Consider the following 16842-nt stretch of genomic DNA (forward strand, 5'->3'; position numbering starts at 1 on the left):
GAATGGGAGCCTTTGCGCTCATCCCTGCTGCAAGGCGCGCAGCGTGCAAGGATTTGCGCGGCTCCAGCGTCTTGTCTGGACGCAGTTCTTTACGCGCAACCGGAATCCAATTCGCTTTAAACCACTAGATGTTTGCGAGCTCGGCGACGTGATCCGCGATCGCGAGCGATGACGTCAATCCGGGCGACTCGATGCCGAACAGATTGATCAGGCCTTCGACGCCGTGATCGCGCGGGCCCTGCATCAAGAAATCCTGCGTGGCCACCGCCGGCGGCACGATCTTCGGGCGGATGCCCGAATAGCTCGGCATGAGAGCACCGTCAGGCAACGTCGGCCAGTATTTGCGGATCGCCGGGTAGAAGCGCTCGGCGCGTGACGGGTCGACCTCATAGTCGATCGTCTCGATCCACTCGACGTCAGGGCCGAAACGGGCCTGCCCGGCCATGTCCAGCGTCAGATGCATCCCTAGGCCACCGGGCTCGGGCACCGGATAGATCAGGCGCGAGAACGGCGCCCTAGCATTGCAGCTGAAGTAGTTTCCCTTGGCGAGGTAGGCCGTCGGGATCCGTTCCAGCGGCATGCCCTCGATGTTGCGCGCCACGGTGGTCGCCGAGAGCCCGGCGGCGTTGACGAGGAGGCTGCATTGCAGCGTCATCGGCGCTTCGCCGCCCGCCTCGATCTCGATGACGCCGGCGGTCGCCTTGGCACGGATCAGCGGGGTGTGAAACGCGAAGGCCGCGCCCGCGTCCTCGGCTTCGCCGCGCAGCGAGAGCATGTAGGCGTGGCTGTCGATGATGCCGGTCGACGGCGACAGCAGCGCGGCGTCACAGGCGAGCGCCGGCTCCAGCGCACGTGCCGCATCACCCGTGAGCAACTGCATGTCGAGCACGCCGTTGGCCTCGGCATGCGCCTTGATCGATTGCAGCTTCTCGGTCTCTTTCGGATTGGTCGCGACGATCAGCTTGCCGCAATTCCTGTGCGGGATGCCGCGCTCGGAACAGTAACGATAGAGCGCGTGCTTGCCGTCGACGCACATGCGCGCCATCCAGCTTCCGGCGCGGTAGTAGATGCCGGCATGGATCACCTCGCTGTTGCGCGAGGAGGTGATGGTGCCGATGGCCTCGGCTTGCTCGAGCACGATCACCTCGCGCCCGGCTTGCGCCAGCTTTCGAGCCACCGCGAGCCCGATCACGCCGGCTCCGATGACGACGCAGTCCACCCTATCCATGGTCGTGCAGGACGTCCGCTCGAAGCGACGATGGCCCCACGCCTGGGGAGGGCGGCGCGGGGGCTTTTTCCGTTAAGGAAGCATTTATCATGTCAGGGCAATTGCCGTATTTGATGCCACATTGTTCCGTTGCGCGTACAGGCGTTTACCCGATCCAAACTCGCGAGGCCAGACAATCCGACGTTGAAATCGCGGGTGGCTGATGGCTGAGAAGAACTGGCACGCGGGCAGCGCGCTTCCGATTGCGGTGCAGGCCGTCGTGTGCCTGGCCGCAGCGGTCGCGCCTGCGCGCGCCTTTGCCCTCTCAGACAGCTTCACCCCTCCGAGCTATCTCGGCGAGCTTGATCCCAACGTGATCTGGGAAGCCCTGATCGCGGGAATTGTGATCTGTTCGTTCTTCGCCGCGATCGCGCTGTGGATCCATTCCTCGCTGCGCCGGACCAGGCGTCTGCAGCTGCGGCGCAATGCCTTCGTCTCCTCCGCCATGAACAATCTCAACCAGGGCGTGGTGATGACGGATGCGCAGCGGCGCGTCATCTTCTGCAACGACCGCTATATCGAGATTTACGGCCTGGCGCGGTCGGATCTCTGGGCCAACATGAACGGCTACGAACTCCTTGAGCTGCGACGCAAGCGCGGGGTGCTCGGCGCCGCCTCCAACGACGAGTTCTACGAGAAGGCGGCAAGCACCAACGGCTTGATCACCGAACTGCCGGACGGGCGGGCCATCCTGGTGAAATATTTCGTGCTGCCCAACGGCGGCTCGGTGACGACGCATCTGGACGTCAGCGAGCAGCGCAGGCTGTCGCGGCAGCTCGCCTCCACCAAGCAGTTCCTGGAAACGGTGCTGGACAACGTGCCGGCCTGCGTGGCCGCAAAGAACATCGAGGATGGTCGCTACATCTTCGCCAACAGCGCCTATGAGCGGTTCTGGGGCTTCTCGCGCGACCATGTCGTCGGCAAGAACGCGCGCGAGCTGTTTGCGCCGATCTCGGCGGACAGCATCGAGGCGACCGACCGCACGGCACTCGATTCGCCGGACGGCCAGTTTCGCAACGAATTCGAGGTCGACCGCGCCGGTGAGCGACGCATGGTTGCCTCGATCCGGATCGTTGTCCGCAACGAGAGCAACAAGCCCGAATTCCTGATGCTCGTGTTCGAGGACATCACCGATCGCCGCTCGCTGTCGAAGGAGCTGGAGAGCACGAAGAAGTTCCTCGAGCTCGTGGTCGACAACATCCCGGTGGCCCTGATCGTCGAGCAGGTCAAGGACGGCCGCTACCTGCTCGCCAACCGCAGCGCCGAGACGATCCTCAACCGCAGGCGCGAGGAAGCCACAGGCCTGACCGCGTCCGACATCTTCAATCCCAAGGAAGCCAAGCTGATCATCGCGCGCGACGAAGCCGCGATCAAGAAGCGTGGGATGATCACCGAAGAGCACCCGATCTCCACCAAGGACGGGCTGCGGCTGTTCCTCACCCGCCGCGCCACCGTGCTGGGCGACACCGGGGAGCCGCAATATCTGATCAAGACCCACGAGGACGTCACCGATCGCCGGCAGACCGAGTCGCGCATGGCGCACATGGCCTATCACGACGGCCTCACCGATTTGCCGAACCGTGCCGCTTTCCTGCAGGCGTTGACCCAGATGATCGAGGCCTGCGAGGGCACCGGCGAGGAGTTCGCGGTTCTGTGCGTCGATCTCGACGGTCTCAAGGAGGTCAACGACGTCTTCGGTCATGCGCACGGCGACAAGCTCCTGGTCGAGGTGGCCCAGCGGCTCCAGGACTCCGCGCGCGGCGGCGTGGTGGCGCGCCTGTCCGGCGACGAGTTCGGCCTGATCATCGACGGTAAGCAGCCGGATGCAGGTCTCGCGCTGGCGCAGCAGATCGGTGATGCCGTCGCTAAGGAATTCCAGATCGACGGCCGCCCGGTCCGCGCCGGCGTCACCACCGGCATGTCGATCTTCCCGCACAACGGCGCCGACGCCGCCTCGTTGCTCGCCAATGCCGGCGCGGCGCTGTTCCGCGCCAAGCAGAAGTCGCGCGGCACGATCAGCCTGTTCCAGCCGGAGATGGACCAGCAGATCCGCGATCGCCGCGTGCTGCACCAGGATCTCTCGATGGCGATCAAGAACGGCGAGCTCTCGCTCGCCTTCCAGCCGCAGGGAGCAGCGGGCCATAGCGTCGCCGAGAGCGAGATCATCGGCTTCGAGGCGCTGGCGCGCTGGCAGCATCCGGTGCGCGGCCAAGTCTCTCCGGCCGAATTCATCCCGATCGCGGAGGAAAGCGGCCTGATCGTCGAGATGGGCGAGTGGATCCTGCGCGAAGCCTGCCGCGAGGCCGCGTCCTGGCCGAAGCCGCTTCAGATCGCGGTCAACCTGTCGCCGGCGCAGTTCATGCACGGCGACGTGGTCGGGCTCGTGCATTCCATCCTGCTCGAGACGGGTCTCGCACCCGGTCGGCTCGAACTCGAGATCACCGAGGGCGTGCTGATCGAGGACTTCGATCGCGGTCTGGCGCTGCTGCGCCGGCTCAAGGCGCTCGGCGTGCGCATCTCCATGGACGATTTCGGCAGCGGTTATTCCTCGCTGAGCTATCTCCAGGCGTTCCCGTTCGACAAGATCAAGATCGACCGCGCGTTCATCATCAATCTCGGCCGCAACCCGCAATCGGCGGCGATCGTGCGCGCGGTGATCGATCTCGGCCATGGCCTGGAAATGTCGATCGTCGCCGAGGGCGTCGAGACGCTGGAACAACTCGCCTTCCTCGCCGCGGAAGGCTGTGACGGCGTGCAGGGCTATCTGCTCGGCAAGCCACTGCCGATCGGGAAATATGCCGGCCTCGTCGGTCGTGCCGAAGTCATGGAGCTTGCGCTCAAGACCGGCTAGAGCGTTTTTCGAGCGCAGCGGATGCGGGTTCGCGTCAAGAAAACGCGCCAAATCAGAATCTAGAGCCCCGTTCCGATTTTCATCGGAAGGGAAATGGCTCTAGAGATGGCGAGCGTTTCGCTCCCATTCGACGGCTTCATGGCGGATTACGATTTTGCGATCATCGGCGGCGGCCTGAACGGCGTCAGCCTCGCCCGCGATGCCGCCGGCCGCGGCCTGCGGGTCATCCTGTTGGAGCAGGGCGATCTGGGCGGCGCGGCGTCGTCGGCAACGCCGCGGCTGATCCACGGCGCCCTGTCGGTTCTGGAACGGCGCGGCTTCCGCCGGGTGCGCCGGGCGCTCGCTGAGCGCCGGATCTGGCTCCGGATCGCGCCGCATCTGGTTCGGCCGATGCGCTTCGTGATCCCGGCGCATTCCGACGAGCGCCCACCATGGCTGCTGCGCGTCGGCCTGCTCCTCTACGACAGCCTCACCAGCCGGAGCGGCCTGCCTGCAACGGCGACCCTCGACATCACGCATCATCCGGTCGGCAACGCGCTGAAACGACCATTCGGCACGGCCTTCGAATATTCGGATTGCGTCGTCGACGATTCCCGACTGGTGGTGCTCACGGCACTGGATGCGGCCGAGCGCGGCGCCGTGATTCGGACTGGAGCGCGCTGTGTGCGCGCCGATCAAACCGACACATGGCGGCTCGCGGTGGTCGACCGCGGCCATCGTCGCACGATCACGGCCCGGGCACTGGCCAACGCCACCGGCGGCTGGACGTCGATCGTCGCCGAGACCGTGCTGCGGCAGCCGCAACCCGCCGTGGCGGCGATGCAGATGAGCCAGATCATCGTCCCGCGATTGTTCGATTCCGATAACGTCTACGTCTTCCAGAACAGCGATGGCCGGCTGATCTTCGCGAGTCCTATCGCGCGCGATTTCACACTGATTGGAACAGTCACGCACGATTTCACCGGCGATCCTGCGATCGTCGCGATGCGGGGGGCCGACGTCAGCTATCTCTGCGAAGCGGCCAGTCGCTATTTCCGCGAGCGCGTTGCCCCGACCGACGTGGTGCGCGCGGTCTCCGGCGTCAACCTGACGCTGGCGTCCGCGCGCGGGCGTGATGGCACGACGCTGTTCGACGCGCGACGGCGCAAGGCGCCGCTGATCACGATGTTTGGCGGTGACGTCACCACCTCGCGCCTGCGGGCGGAGCGCGCGGTGACGAAGTTGACGCCGTTCTATCCGATGTCGCCGCCCTGGACCGCAGGCGCGGCGCTGCCGGGCGGAGATTTTGCCTGGGATCGTTTCGACACCGAGGTCGATCTTGCGCGTGACCGCTGGCGCTTTCTCTCGGAGGCGCAGGCCCAACGCCTCGTCGCGGCCTATGGCTCGCGGCTATCGGCTGTGCTTGCCGAGGCGAAGACCCGGGACGATCTCGGCCCCGCCTTCGGTCCCGAACTGACCGGGGCCGAGGTGCGCTATCTCATGACCCACGAATGGGCGCGTTTTCCCGAGGACATCCTGTGGCGCCGCTCCAAGCTCGGCCTGACGATGTCAGCGGGGGAATGCAATGCGCTGGCTGCGTTCATGGCGAATGCGTGAACGAACGGCCTCTAACCGGTTGAGTGAGGGACGATCGGCCGCTAGCGTGCGGCTTGATTGGGGTTGGCAGGAACCATGACTGACGAGTTGCCCAGAACAGACGCGGCTGCGGCTGCGGTCGGAGAGACGCAGTTCGCGGCCGGCGAGCCGTTGCTGCGCATCGAGGGCGTCGCCAAGACGTTCGGGACGTTCCGGGCCGTCGATGGCGTCTCGCTCGACATCAAGGCCGGCGAGTTCTTTGCGCTGCTCGGGCCCAGCGGCTGCGGCAAGACCACGCTTCTGCGCATGCTCGCCGGTTTCGAAGCGCCGGATCAAGGGCGCATTCTGCTCGGCGGCAAGGACATCGCGCAGGCGCTGCCGCATGAGCGGCCGATCAACATGATGTTCCAGAACTACGCGCTGTTTCCGCACCTGTCGGTGCGCGACAACATCGCCTTCGGCCTGAAGCGCGCCGGTATGGCGCGCGCAGACATCGCCACGCGTGTGGCGGAGATGGTTGCGCTGGTGAAGCTCGACGGACTCGAGAAGCGCAAGCCCGACCAGCTCTCCGGGGGACAGCGCCAGCGCGTGGCGTTGGCGCGTGCACTGGCGCGACGCCCGCAGCTCCTTCTGCTCGATGAGCCGCTCGCAGCGCTGGACAAGAAGCTGCGCGAAAGCACCCAAGGCGAACTGATGGAGCTTCAGCGCCGGCTCGGCATGACCTTCATCATCGTCACCCACGACCAGGAAGAGGCGATGACGATGGCGAGCCGGATCGGCGTGATGAGGGACGGCAGGCTGGCGCAGGTCGCGAGTCCCCGCGAACTCTACGAGGCGCCACGCTCGCGCTGGATCGCGGAGTTTGTCGGCGACATCAACCTGTTCGACGCCAAGTCCAAATTGCGCGACGGTCATCGTCTGGTCATAGGCACGCGCGATGCGGGACCGCTGGTGGTGGCGGAGCCGCGCGAGCCGTTCGGTGAGGTCAGATTATCGGTTGCGATCCGCCCCGAGAAGGTCAAGCTGTCGCGCCGTGGGCCGGGGAGGAGGCCGGTCATGAGACGGCGATCAACCAGCTGGACGGCGTGATCGCCGACATCTGCTATCTCGGCGGCACCACCACTTACAAGGTGAAGCTCGAGGCCGGCGGGACGGTGCAGGCGTCGGTCGCCAACAGCGCGCGCCTTGACGTCGACGCCTACAGCGTGGGCCAGCCTGTCGTCGCCTGGTTCACGCCCGACGACTGCGTGGTGCTGCCGTCATGAGCGGGCGCCGCATTTTTGCGCGACCGGCTCACTTTGCCGCGATCGCGCCCTATGTCTGGATGGTGCTGTTCTTCCTGGTGCCGTTCGGCTTCGTGCTGAAGATCAGCCTGTCGCAGACGGCGATCGCGCAGCCGCCTTACGAGCCGGTGTTCGACCTGATGGCGGGATGGGGGGCGCTGAAGGCCGCCTTTGCCGCGCTGTCGATCGACAATTTCAGGCTGCTCGTCTCCGACGATATCTACGTGTTCGCCTATGTGCGTAGCCTCACCGTCGCCGTCACCGCGACCGCGCTGTTGCTCCTGATCGGCTATCCCATCGCCTACGGCATGGCGCGGCTGCCGGCGCGCTGGCAGGCCGTGGCGATGGTGCTGGTGATCGTGCCGTTCTGGACCTCGTTCCTGATCCGGATCTATGCCTGGATCAACATCCTCCAGCACGACGGCCTGCTCAACCAGATACTGCTGGCGCTGCATCTGGTTAGTCAGCCCGTGGTGTGGCTCTCCACCGACAGCGCGATGTATATCGGCATCGTCTATTCCTACCTGCCGTTCATGATCCTGCCGCTCTACGCCACGCTGGCCAAAATGGAGCCGGTGCTGGAGGAGGCCGCCTCCGATCTCGGCGCGCCGCGCTGGCAGGTGTTCTGGCTCGTCACCTTCCCGCTGTCGCTGCCCGGCGTCGGCGCCGGCGTGCTGCTGTGCTTCATCCCCATCGTCGGCGAGTTCGTCATTCCGGATCTCCTGGCCGGCTCCAATGCGCTGATGATCGGCCAGACCTTGTGGCTCGAATTCTTCACTAACAAGGACTGGCCGGTCGCCTCCGCCGCGGCCATCGTGTTGTTGGTGGTGCTGCTGGTCCCGCTGCTGCTGTACGAACGGCTGCAGAAGCGGCAGCTGGAACAGGGGCGGTGAGGCGATGCGCAAGGTCTCCCGTCTGTCCCGCTTCAACGTCGCCTCGCTTTCGCTGGGTCTGGCCTTCCTCTATCTGCCGATCCTGATCCTCGTGATCTATTCCTTCAATGCCTCGCGGCTGGTGACGGTGTGGGGTGGCTGGTCGCTGCGCTGGTATCACGAGTTCTTCAATGACCGCGCCATGATCGAGGCGGCCTGGATGAGCCTGCGCGTCGCGGTTTCGTCGGCAACCATTGCGACCCTGATCGGCACGCTCGCCGCCGTGGCGCTGTCGCGCGGCGAGCGGTTTCGCGGCCGCACCCTGTTCTCCGGCATGCTCTATGCGCCGCTGGTGATGCCGGAGGTGATCACCGGACTGTCGCTGCTGCTGCTGTTCGTGGCGCTAAACGCGGAGCGCGGCTTCTGGACGGTGACGATCGCCCATACCACGCTGACGATGTGCTTCGTCGCCGTCGTCGTGCAGTCCCGCCTCGGCTCGCTCGACCGCTCCTTGGAAGAGGCCGCGATGGATCTCGGCTACGACCCCCTGCGCGCGTTCGTGGCCGTAACGCTGCCGCTGATCGCGCCTGCGATCGTCGCGGGCTGGATGCTCGCCTTCACGCTGTCGCTGGACGATCTCGTGATCGCGAGCTTCACCACCGGCCCCGGCTCGGCGACGCTGCCGATCCGGATCTATTCGGAAGTGCGGCTCGGAGTGAAGCCCGAGATCAACGCGATCTGCACGCTGGTGATCGCCTTGATTGCTGTTGTCATCGTCATCGCCTCGCTCGCCTCGAAACTGTCGAGCTCGCAGGGCGAGAGCGCGGCGCCGCTATAACGGGAGGCGATGATGACGTTTGCCTATCAGGTCCTGGTGCATACGCCGCTCTGGGTCTGGACCTTGCTCGCCTATCTGGTCTGGCAGGGCATCAAGGCGATGCAGCCGCGCAAGACGCCGATCTGGCGTGCGCTGATCGTTCCGATCGTATTCATCGTCTGGGGCATTTCGCGGATTGGCTTCGGACATCAGGATAGCGCGTGGCCGCTGGTTGCCTGGGGCGGGGCCGCATTGGTGTTGTTGCCGATCGGCGTATTAACGTCGCGTCCGTTCGACGTCGATCACAAGACAGGCGAGATCATCCGCGCGGGTGGCGCCTTTGCGCTGATCCGCAACCTCGTCATATTCTCTCTGCAGTATGCGGTCGGCGTGATCTCGACGGTCGATGCGAGCGACCGTGCACTCGCACTCGTCGTCGGCGGCGCGATTTCGGGCGCGACCGCGGGCTATTTCATCGGCTCGACGATCGCGCTGCTGGTTGCCTACCAAAGAAAGCGCGCCGTGGATCTCAGGACTTCACCGCACCGGCCGTGAGCCCGCCCACCATGTAGCGCTTGAAGGCGTAATAGACCGCGGCCGGCGGCAGCGCGTAGATGAAGCCGGTGGTCATCAACAGCTCCCACGGCGAGTCGTCGGCGGCGAGGAAGTTGCCGAGCGCGACCGGCAGCGTGATATCGGTGTCCTTGGACAAGAGCAGGAACGCGTAGAGATATTCGTTCCAGGCCAGCAGCACGGCATAGGTGCCGATCGCGACCAGCGAGGGCATCATCAGCGGCACATAGACCAGGCGGAACAGCTGCAGCGTGGTCGCGCCGTCCATCACGGCGGCCTCGTCGAGCTCGACCGGCAGCTTGTCGGACGCCTGCTTCAGCACCCAGATCGCGTAAGGCGAAGCGATCGTCACCATCGCCAGGATCAGCGACCAGTGATTGTTGAGCAGGCCGTAGTTGCCCATGGTGCGGTACATCGGCACGGCGAGGAACGCCGCCGGGATGAAGTAGGTGAACAGCGCGAGATTCATCACCCAGCGGCCGCCCGGCGCCTTAAGCCGCGAGATCGAGAATGCGGCGGCGGTCGCGACGAACAAGGTCAGCGCGCCTGCGGCCAGCGCGATCACCGTCGAGTTCCAGAACTGGATCCAGAAGTCTCGCAGGAAATAGTGCTCCTGGTAGAACACGATGTGGAAGTTGTGCAGCGTCGGATGATCCGGCCACAGCTTGCCCGAGAACGCGTCCTCCTTGGGCGAAATCGCGAACAGGAACATGTGGTAGATCGGAATCATGGTCCAGATGAAGACCGGGATGCCGATCAGCAGGAGCTTGGCTTCGGTGCCAACTTCGCGGAGGGTGGGAAGCTTCATCGCGACAACCGTTTCATCATGAAGTATATCAGCGGCAGCACGAGCGGTATCGCGCAGACGATAGAGGCCATCGCAAGCGAGAGCTGGTCGAGCCGGAGATAGCGGATGCCGAGTGTCGACAGCACATGAGTGAGGTCGGCCGGCCCGCCGCCAGTGAGCAGATAGACGCTGTTGAAGTCGCCGAGCGTCCAGATCATCGAGAGCAGCGTGCAGGTGACGTAGAGCATCTGCATCGACGGCCAGGTGATGAAGCGAAATTTCTGCCACGGACTGGCGCCGTCGACCTCGGACGCCTCGTACAGATCCTGCGGGATCGCGAGCCGCCCGGTCAGCAGGATCAGCGTCCAGAACGGCAGCGACTTCCAGATATGCACGGCGATCGCCATGGTCAGCGCGACCGTCGGATCGTTCAGCCAGTTCGGCCCGTCATCGCCGGTGAGAGAGAAGATGAAATGGTTGACCATGCCCCATTCGGGATTGAGCATGAAGCGGACCGACAGGATAGTCGGGATCGAGGGCACCGCCCAAGGCAGGATGAAGATCACCGACAGCCATTTGATCCAGGGGCGCTGCTGGGCGAAGAAGCCGGACAGGAACAGCGCGATCAGCATCTTCACGTTGATGCCGATGACCAGGAAGATCAGCGTGTTGACCGCGGCGCGCGCGAAGATCGGGTCGTTGTACAGCGCGACATAGTTCGCCGGACTGCGCGCCAGCCACAGGCCGTAGCCGACGGGATAGACGACGAAGGCCAGGAAGACGAGTAGATAGGGCACAAGCAGCAAGATGCCCCAGACCTGCTGCGTGGTCAGGCGCGCCGACAGGGGAGGGGCCGGAATTGTGTCTGAGCCGGAAAGTGTGATCGCCATATCGCATACCCACCGAAGCAACCGGTCGCGGAGAGCCGCGACCGGTATTAGCATATACCTTATTGCAGTCCGAGATCAGCCCGCGACCGCCTTGATGCGGGCGATCAGCTCGTCGACCGCCTTGTCCACCGGCACCTTCTCGCTGACCACGCGGTTCATCGCCTTGGCCCAGACGTTCTCGTTGTTCAGGATGGTGAACTTCCAGTTCTTGGTGAAGTCGAACGCGGCGGTGCCGCCCTTAAACTGCGAGTAGACCGCCTTGCGATGCCGGTCAGCCTGCCAGAACGGGCTCTCTTGGCTTTCCTTCGTCACCGGGAACCAGCGGCCGAGCGCACCCTCGATATAGGGGCGGACGTTCTCCTCCTGGAGCAGGAAGGCGATGAACTGCTTGGCCTCGGCCTTGTTCTTGGCCACGGAGAAGACCAGCCCGGTCTTAACGTCCGAGCGGTAGCGGATCGTCGAACCGTCCGGAGCCTTCGGGAAGGACGCGGTGATGATGTCCTCGCCATAGGCCTTCTTGCCGGCTTCGCGCTGCTCGGGCGTGAGCGTCTGGTTCTGGGAATCCTCGAACCACTTCGCCGCGATCGAGATCGTGAAGTTGTGGGTCATCACGATGGTCTTGTTGTGGAACGCGACGTTGTTGTCGGGATCCTTCCAGGTCGTCGAGGACGGCGGGGTGCAGCCCTTGATGTAGGTGTCGGTGTAGTCCTTCATCGCCTTGATCAGGTTCTCGCGGACCTTGGGATCGTCGACCGTGAGCTTGCCGTCGTCGTCGACCAGCTTGACGTGATAGGCATCCATGAAGGTGTAGAACGACTGGAAGGCGTCGGTGGATTCCACGCCCATCGGCTGGCCGACGCCGTAGACGCGCTGGCCGGTGGCTTTGCGGATCCCCGGTTGCACCTTGTCGCACCAGAACGTCCAGTAGCCTTCCCAGTCGGTCGGGATGTCGGCGAGCTTGAAGCCGGCCTTCTCAAGCATGTCGTTCCAGATCTCGACATGCATGCTCTGCTGCTTCAGCGGGAAGCCGTAATAGGCCTTCTTCTTGGTGACGTCGTTATAGAGGATCGACGCATCCAGCGTGTTCTGCACGAACCGATCCTTGATCGGCTCCATGATGTCGGAGAGGTCCTCGAGCCTGCCTTCGTAGGCCCACTTGCCCTGGACCTGCACGTCGTAGGTGTCGGAATAGGCAACATCGGGCACGGTGCCTGAATCGAGTGCGGCGACCGTCTTCGGAATCATGTCCTGGATCGCGTACTGCGACAATTCGACCTTGATGCCGGTCTTGGCTTCGAACTTCTTGATCGTCTCGAGCAGCGCGTCGTCTTCGGAGCGGTAGAAGCCCTTGCCCCACCAGACCGTAATCGTCTTCTGCTGCGCAAATGCGGGTGCAGCGGCTGCAAACAGCCCGGCCGCAGCGACCGCCAGTGATACTGCGCCAATAACCTTGGATTTCACGTTTTTCTCCCTCAAACGGCCGGTGTTTTTAACCGGTCGTATAAAACACTAGCGCATGGCCGTGATACGATCTAGCGGCTTGTTGTCAGACATAGGTCGTGGGGGTGTCGGGCGAGAGGAGATGCTTAACGTGCGCATCGATCCAATCGCTGCATCAATGCGCCCTGATCAATTCGCGCCGATCTGCTGGCGCCGCTTGATCGCCGTCCTTAATTCGACTTCGCGCCTTCCTTGGCGTTCTCCGCCGTCGGCGCTTCGGCCGGTGCGGGACGTTTTCCGGTGCCGGTGATGCGCTCGATCGCGGAGCGCACCGCGTCGCCCGGCTTGCGGTCTTTCAGCATGTCGAGCAAGGGCGCAGAGGCCGGCGAGCGGCGGATCAGGCTTTCCGGATCGGGAAACACCAGGGGGTCGTCCCAGGGGCCCTGCACCACGAAGGGCAATTCGAACCCCGACGCGCTGTTGAGGCTGGCCACGCCCTTCATGTCGTATTCGCGCGTCGGCACCGAGGCGGTGCCGGTCATCGTGATCTTCGCCGCAGGTCCTTCGACGCGGATGTCCTCGGCGGTGGCGACGCCGTCGGAGAACTTCACCGCGATGGTGAGATTGTCGTAAGGGGTAGAGCCGTTGCGAAAATTGCCGCCGCCGGACAGCGGCCGCCGCTCGAGCCGCTTCAGGAGCTGCTCGGCATTGAAGCCCGCGATCGCGCCGTCATGCCCGGTCACGTTGGCGCTGCCGTCGAGCGACTGCACGAGGCCGAACGGGCTCGAGCCGGACGCGAGGAGCGAGACGTTGATGTTGCCGCGCCCGGACAGCTTGTTGATGCCGAACAGCTCGGAGGCGCAGGCCTGAAGGTCGACGTCGGTGAACTGGAATTGCGCCTTGATGTCGGCGACGGTGTCGGAGCGCGCGATGCCGAACGAGCCCTTGGCGATGCCGCCATAAACCTGGGCCTCGCCGACCGAGAGCGCCAGCGTGCCGTTGCGCAGATCTCGCGCCGATCGCGGTGCGGCCAAGTTTCGATGCCCCGACCGTCAGCTTGGCGGCCGACAGGCGCATGTCGAGGTCGGTGGTCGACAAGGCGTTGAGATCGAACAGCTGCCTGTTCCAGTCGCGCGCGCCGCTCGCGAGCAGGCGGAAAGTCGAGATATAGGGGGTGAAGTCGAGCGCGTCGGCTGCGAGCGTCGCCTGCAGCGTCTGCCGGCCGTTATTGGCGTAGGTCATCACGCCCTCGGCGGTGTTGCCGTCGAGCTCGACATTGACGTTGGTGAGCGCGATCGACGCGCCGACGACATTGGCCCGCGCCTTCAGCGCGAAGCGGCCGAAGCCGCCGCTGGCGGGCTGCGGCTGGCCGGTCCAGCGTAGCGCGTTGCGCAGGGACGGGCTGTCGATGGTGAGCGTGCCCTCCATCATCGGGCTGGTGCGGTTGGCGACGCTGCCGTCGAAGGCGAGCTTGAGCGGTGCGCTCGCGATCCGCGCCTTCAACCCCGAGCGCTCGCCGGAGAGGGCGGCGACGAAATCGGAAAAGCTGATCGAGCCGTCGACCCGTTCGCCCCGCCAGTCGAATTGTCCGGTCGCGGCGAAGGAGCGCGAGATCGAGGGCCAGGCCAGCGACAGGTCGATGTCCTCGAGCTTCTCGGTGCCGTGCGTGGCAGCGTCCTCGTAATTGAGCACGCCGTCCTGGATCCGGATCTCGGAGAACGACACTTGATTCTCGGCGCCAGGCTTCATGGTGCGCGCGATGGTCTGGATGAACGGTGTCCAGTTGCTTTCACCGTCCGGCTTCAGGCTGACATGGATGCGCGGCCGCAGCAGCGTCAGGTCGGCGATCTCGAACCGTTGCAGCAGCAGCGGCAGCAGCCGCAGGTTCGCGGTGAGCACGTCGACATGGAGCGCCGGATCACTGGTGCCGCCGCCCTTCAGGCCGACGTCATGGAAGGAGATGTAGCTTGCCGGCAGCACCGAAATGTCGATCGCGCCTGCGACGTTGACCTCGAGCCCGGTGACGTCGCGGATCTGCGTTTCCACGGCCTTGCGCAGTGCGTCGCGGTTGATGAGCCATGAGGTCGCGATCAGGGCGATCAGCGCCACGCCGAGCAGCGCCGCGATCGGCGTCCCGAGGCGCTTCATTCCTTGGGCCATGGTCAATGGCATGTCCTGATCGAGTTGGTCGCTGGAGCCAGAAGGCGGGCCGGGAAACCTGCGCGCCCCACGCCCAAGACCTATTGTGTTAAGTGCCGCAACTTGATGGGTTTTCTTGTCGCTTTCAAGGCCGCGGGAACGGTTGCGCCCACGGCTTGGGCAGCTTCTATCACCCAGGGGCGGAGCGGAGAACCCCGTATCATTGACGGCTTCGGACGATTTCGCCTAATAATCGCCGCCACTAAGGCGCGACGCCTGCAAGCCGAAGGTTCACTCGAAGGTAATTTGCATGAACAAGGTCTATCCCGACGCCAAGTCGGCTCTCGAGGGCGTTCTGAAAGACGGCATGATGATCATGTCGGGCGGCTTCGGCCTCTGCGGCATCGCCGAGACGCTGTCGGACGCGATCCGCGACTCCGGCGTCAAGGACCTGACGGTGGTCTCAAACAATGCCGGCGTCGACGGCATTGGCCTCAGCCGCCTGCTCGAAACCCGCCAGATCAAGAAGATGATCTCGTCCTATGTCGGGGAGAACAAGCTGTTCGCCCAGCAATTCCTCGCCGGCGAGCTGGAACTCGAATTCAATCCGCAGGGCACGCTGGCCGAGCGCATCCGCGCGGGCGGCGCCGGCATTCCGGCCTTCTACACCAAGACCGGCGTCGGCACGCTGATCGCCGAAGGCAAGGAAGTGAAAGAATTCGACGGACAGAAATACCTGATGGAGCGCGGCCTGTTCGCCGACCTCGCCATCGTCCACGCCTGGAAGGGCGACACCGCAGGTAACCTCATCTATCGCAAGACCGCGCGCAACTTTAACCCGATGATGGCGACCGCCGCCAAGGTCACGGTGGCCGAGGTCGAGCATCTGGTTCCGGCCGGCGAACTCAATCCCGACCACATCCACACGCCCGGTCTTTTCGTCAAGCGCATCGTCGAGGTCGGAACGGCCAAGAAGCGCATCGAATTCCGCAACACCCGCCCGCGCACGGCAGCTTGAGATCAGGAGACTAAGATGGCCTGGACCCGTGAACAGATGGCTGCGCGCGCCGCGAAGGAACTGCGTGACGGCTATTACGTCAATCTCGGCATCGGCATCCCGACGCTGGTCTCGAACTACATCCCGGACGGCATGGACGTCAGCCTTCAGAGCGAGAACGGCATGCTCGGCATGGGCCCGTTCCCGTACGAGGGCGAAGAGGACGCCGATCTCATCAACGCCGGCAAGCAGACCGTGAGCGAACTGCCGTCGACCTCGTATTTCTCGAGCGCGGATTCCTTCGGCATGATCCGTGGCGGCCACATGGATCTGTCGATCCTCGGCGCCATGCAGGTGGCCCAGAACGGCGATCTCGCCAACTGGATGATCCCCGGCAAGATGGTCAAGGGCATGGGCGGCGCGATGGATCTCGTCGCCGGCGTCAAGCGCGTGGTCGTGGTGATGGAGCATTCGGCCAAGGACGGTCCAAAGCTCCTGAAGCAGTGCAATTTGCCGCTGACCGGCGAGCGCGTGGTCGACATGGTCGTGACTGACCTGGCCGTCTTCACCATCGACAAGCACGGCAGCGGCGGCATGGCGCTGATCGAGCTCGCCGACGGCGTCTCGCTCGACGAGGTCAAGGCCAAGACCGAGGCCGAATTTCGCGTCGCACTGAAGAACACGTAAAGTTTTCGCGAAGGGGGCGCGCATGACGATACGGTCTGCGCGTCCCGAAGACGCCGATTTCATCGCACAAACCATCCTTTCATCGCAGCGCGGCTACCGGCCGCGTGGCTGGTTCGACGTTGCGCTCGGTTGGCCTGAAACACAGTGCCGCGATTTCATCGCGCACGTCGCAGCCGCTCGCGCGGTGTCGATGTGGCACGTCTCGCAATTTCTGGTCGCCGAGATCGATGGCAAGCCTGCTGCCGCCTTGTGTGCGCTACCGGCGGCCGGCACGGGACCAGCGGCTTGGCGTGCGATCGAGGAAGTCGCAGCCGCGTCCGGACTCGCCGCGGCAGAGCTGGAGGCCATCCGTCAACGCGGCGGCTACACCCGCGCCTGCTGGGTTCAGGGCGGCGAGGGCGATTGGATGATCGAGCATGTCGCGACCGATCCCGCCTATCGCGGCCGCGGCCTGGTGCAGTCACTGATCGCGCATGCGCTGGAGAAGGGGCGAGCGGCTGGATGTGCACGGGCGACAATATCGTTCCTGATCGGCAACGAGCCCGCCGAGCGCGCTTATACCAAGGCCGGCTTTGTCCTTGCCGAGGAGAAGCGCGATCCTGCCTTCGAGGCGATCATCGGTGCGCCGGGCTTTCGCATGTTTGCGCGGGTGATGTGATCGGTC

12 protein-coding genes and 2 pseudogenes are annotated in these 16842 nt (G+C 64.4%); 9 read left to right on the plus strand and 5 right to left on the minus strand.

Annotated elements, in window-relative coordinates:
- Positions 1–124: 124 nt before the first annotated feature.
- Complete coding sequence (locus AB3L03_RS24505) at positions 125–1228, minus strand: NAD(P)/FAD-dependent oxidoreductase (protein WP_368507144.1); 1104 nt, start codon at positions 1226–1228, stop codon at positions 125–127.
- 202 nt (positions 1229–1430) lie between these two features.
- Here AB3L03_RS24505 and AB3L03_RS24510 point away from each other — a divergent pair, with 202 nt between their 5' ends.
- The 6 genes and pseudogenes from AB3L03_RS24510 (at position 1431) to AB3L03_RS24535 (ending at position 9220) form a co-directional block, all read left to right on the plus strand.
- Complete coding sequence (locus AB3L03_RS24510; RefSeq protein WP_368507145.1) at positions 1431–4118, plus strand: EAL domain-containing protein; 2688 nt, start codon at positions 1431–1433, stop codon at positions 4116–4118.
- A gap of 138 nt (positions 4119–4256) precedes the next feature.
- Positions 4257–5714, plus strand: coding sequence for a glycerol-3-phosphate dehydrogenase (locus tag AB3L03_RS24515; protein ID WP_368509072.1), 1458 nt, complete (start codon positions 4257–4259; stop codon positions 5712–5714).
- Positions 5715–5789: 75 nt separating this feature from the next.
- Positions 5790–6958 (plus strand): annotated as a pseudogene (locus AB3L03_RS24520) (ABC transporter ATP-binding protein).
- Positions 6955–7869, plus strand: coding sequence for an ABC transporter permease (locus AB3L03_RS24525; RefSeq protein ID WP_018453830.1), 915 nt, complete (start codon positions 6955–6957; stop codon positions 7867–7869). The pseudogene AB3L03_RS24520 and the gene AB3L03_RS24525 overlap by 4 nt, the downstream one beginning before the upstream one ends.
- Positions 7870–7873: 4 nt before the next feature.
- Positions 7874–8686, plus strand: coding sequence for an ABC transporter permease (locus AB3L03_RS24530; RefSeq protein WP_018453831.1), 813 nt, complete (start codon positions 7874–7876; stop codon positions 8684–8686).
- Between the two features lie 12 nt (positions 8687–8698).
- Entirely contained in the window at positions 8699–9220 is a 522-nt protein-coding gene (locus AB3L03_RS24535; protein ID WP_368507146.1) for a DUF6622 family protein, read from the plus strand.
- On the opposite strand, the gene AB3L03_RS24540 is transcribed toward AB3L03_RS24535, so the two are convergent.
- The 4 genes and pseudogenes from AB3L03_RS24540 to AB3L03_RS24555 all read right to left on the minus strand — a co-directional run bounded on the left by AB3L03_RS24540 (position 9195) and on the right by AB3L03_RS24555 (position 14515).
- Entirely contained in the window at positions 9195–10046 is an 852-nt protein-coding gene (locus AB3L03_RS24540) for a carbohydrate ABC transporter permease (protein WP_018453833.1), read from the minus strand. The genes AB3L03_RS24535 and AB3L03_RS24540 overlap by 26 nt on opposite strands.
- The gene (locus AB3L03_RS24545; RefSeq protein WP_018453834.1) at positions 10043–10915 is read right to left on the minus strand and encodes a carbohydrate ABC transporter permease; all 873 of its coding nucleotides are present in this window, start codon (positions 10913–10915) and stop codon (positions 10043–10045) included. Before AB3L03_RS24545 ends, AB3L03_RS24540 begins: the two co-directional genes overlap by 4 nt.
- Positions 10916–10990: 75 nt before the next feature.
- Positions 10991–12376 (minus strand): ABC transporter substrate-binding protein, encoded by a 1386-nt coding sequence (locus AB3L03_RS24550; protein WP_018453835.1) that lies wholly within the window; start codon positions 12374–12376, stop codon positions 10991–10993.
- A gap of 209 nt (positions 12377–12585) precedes the next feature.
- Positions 12586–14515: pseudogene (locus AB3L03_RS24555) on the minus strand (AsmA family protein).
- A gap of 289 nt (positions 14516–14804) precedes the next feature.
- On the opposite strand from AB3L03_RS24555, the gene AB3L03_RS24560 reads away from it, so the two are divergent.
- Genes AB3L03_RS24560 through AB3L03_RS24570 form a run of 3 tightly spaced genes read left to right on the plus strand, consistent with a single transcriptional unit; the run spans position 14805 to position 16836 of the window.
- Positions 14805–15512 (plus strand): CoA transferase subunit A, encoded by a 708-nt coding sequence (locus AB3L03_RS24560; RefSeq protein WP_085349162.1) that lies wholly within the window; start codon positions 14805–14807, stop codon positions 15510–15512.
- Positions 15513–15527: 15 nt separating this feature from the next.
- The gene (locus AB3L03_RS24565; protein WP_007596236.1) at positions 15528–16178 is read left to right on the plus strand and encodes a CoA transferase subunit B; all 651 of its coding nucleotides are present in this window, start codon (positions 15528–15530) and stop codon (positions 16176–16178) included.
- Positions 16179–16200: 22 nt separating this feature from the next.
- A complete protein-coding gene (locus tag AB3L03_RS24570) occupies positions 16201–16836 on the plus strand; it encodes a GNAT family N-acetyltransferase (RefSeq protein WP_204512205.1) in 636 nt (211 codons plus the stop codon).
- Positions 16837–16842 lie beyond the last annotated feature (6 nt).

The sequence above is a fragment of the Bradyrhizobium lupini genome (assembly GCF_040939785.1).
Taxonomy (GTDB): Bacteria; Pseudomonadota; Alphaproteobacteria; order Rhizobiales; family Xanthobacteraceae; genus Bradyrhizobium; species Bradyrhizobium canariense_D.

Coding starts and splice junctions, on each gene's coding strand:
- AB3L03_RS24515 (WP_368509072.1), top strand. CDS start 4,257: ATGGCGGATTACGATTTTGCGATCATCGGCGGCGGCCTGAACGGCGTC.
- AB3L03_RS24545 (WP_018453834.1), bottom strand. CDS start 10,915: ATGGCGATCACACTTTCCGGCTCAGACACAATTCCGGCCCCTCCCCTG.
- AB3L03_RS24505 (WP_368507144.1), bottom strand. CDS start 1,228: ATGGATAGGGTGGACTGCGTCGTCATCGGAGCCGGCGTGATCGGGCTC.
- AB3L03_RS24565 (WP_007596236.1), top strand. CDS start 15,528: ATGGCCTGGACCCGTGAACAGATGGCTGCGCGCGCCGCGAAGGAACTG.
- AB3L03_RS24525 (WP_018453830.1), top strand. CDS start 6,955: ATGAGCGGGCGCCGCATTTTTGCGCGACCGGCTCACTTTGCCGCGATC.
- AB3L03_RS24570 (WP_204512205.1), top strand. CDS start 16,201: ATGACGATACGGTCTGCGCGTCCCGAAGACGCCGATTTCATCGCACAA.
- AB3L03_RS24560 (WP_085349162.1), top strand. CDS start 14,805: ATGAACAAGGTCTATCCCGACGCCAAGTCGGCTCTCGAGGGCGTTCTG.
- AB3L03_RS24530 (WP_018453831.1), top strand. CDS start 7,874: ATGCGCAAGGTCTCCCGTCTGTCCCGCTTCAACGTCGCCTCGCTTTCG.
- AB3L03_RS24535 (WP_368507146.1), top strand. CDS start 8,699: ATGACGTTTGCCTATCAGGTCCTGGTGCATACGCCGCTCTGGGTCTGG.
- AB3L03_RS24540 (WP_018453833.1), bottom strand. CDS start 10,046: ATGAAGCTTCCCACCCTCCGCGAAGTTGGCACCGAAGCCAAGCTCCTG.
- AB3L03_RS24510 (WP_368507145.1), top strand. CDS start 1,431: ATGGCTGAGAAGAACTGGCACGCGGGCAGCGCGCTTCCGATTGCGGTG.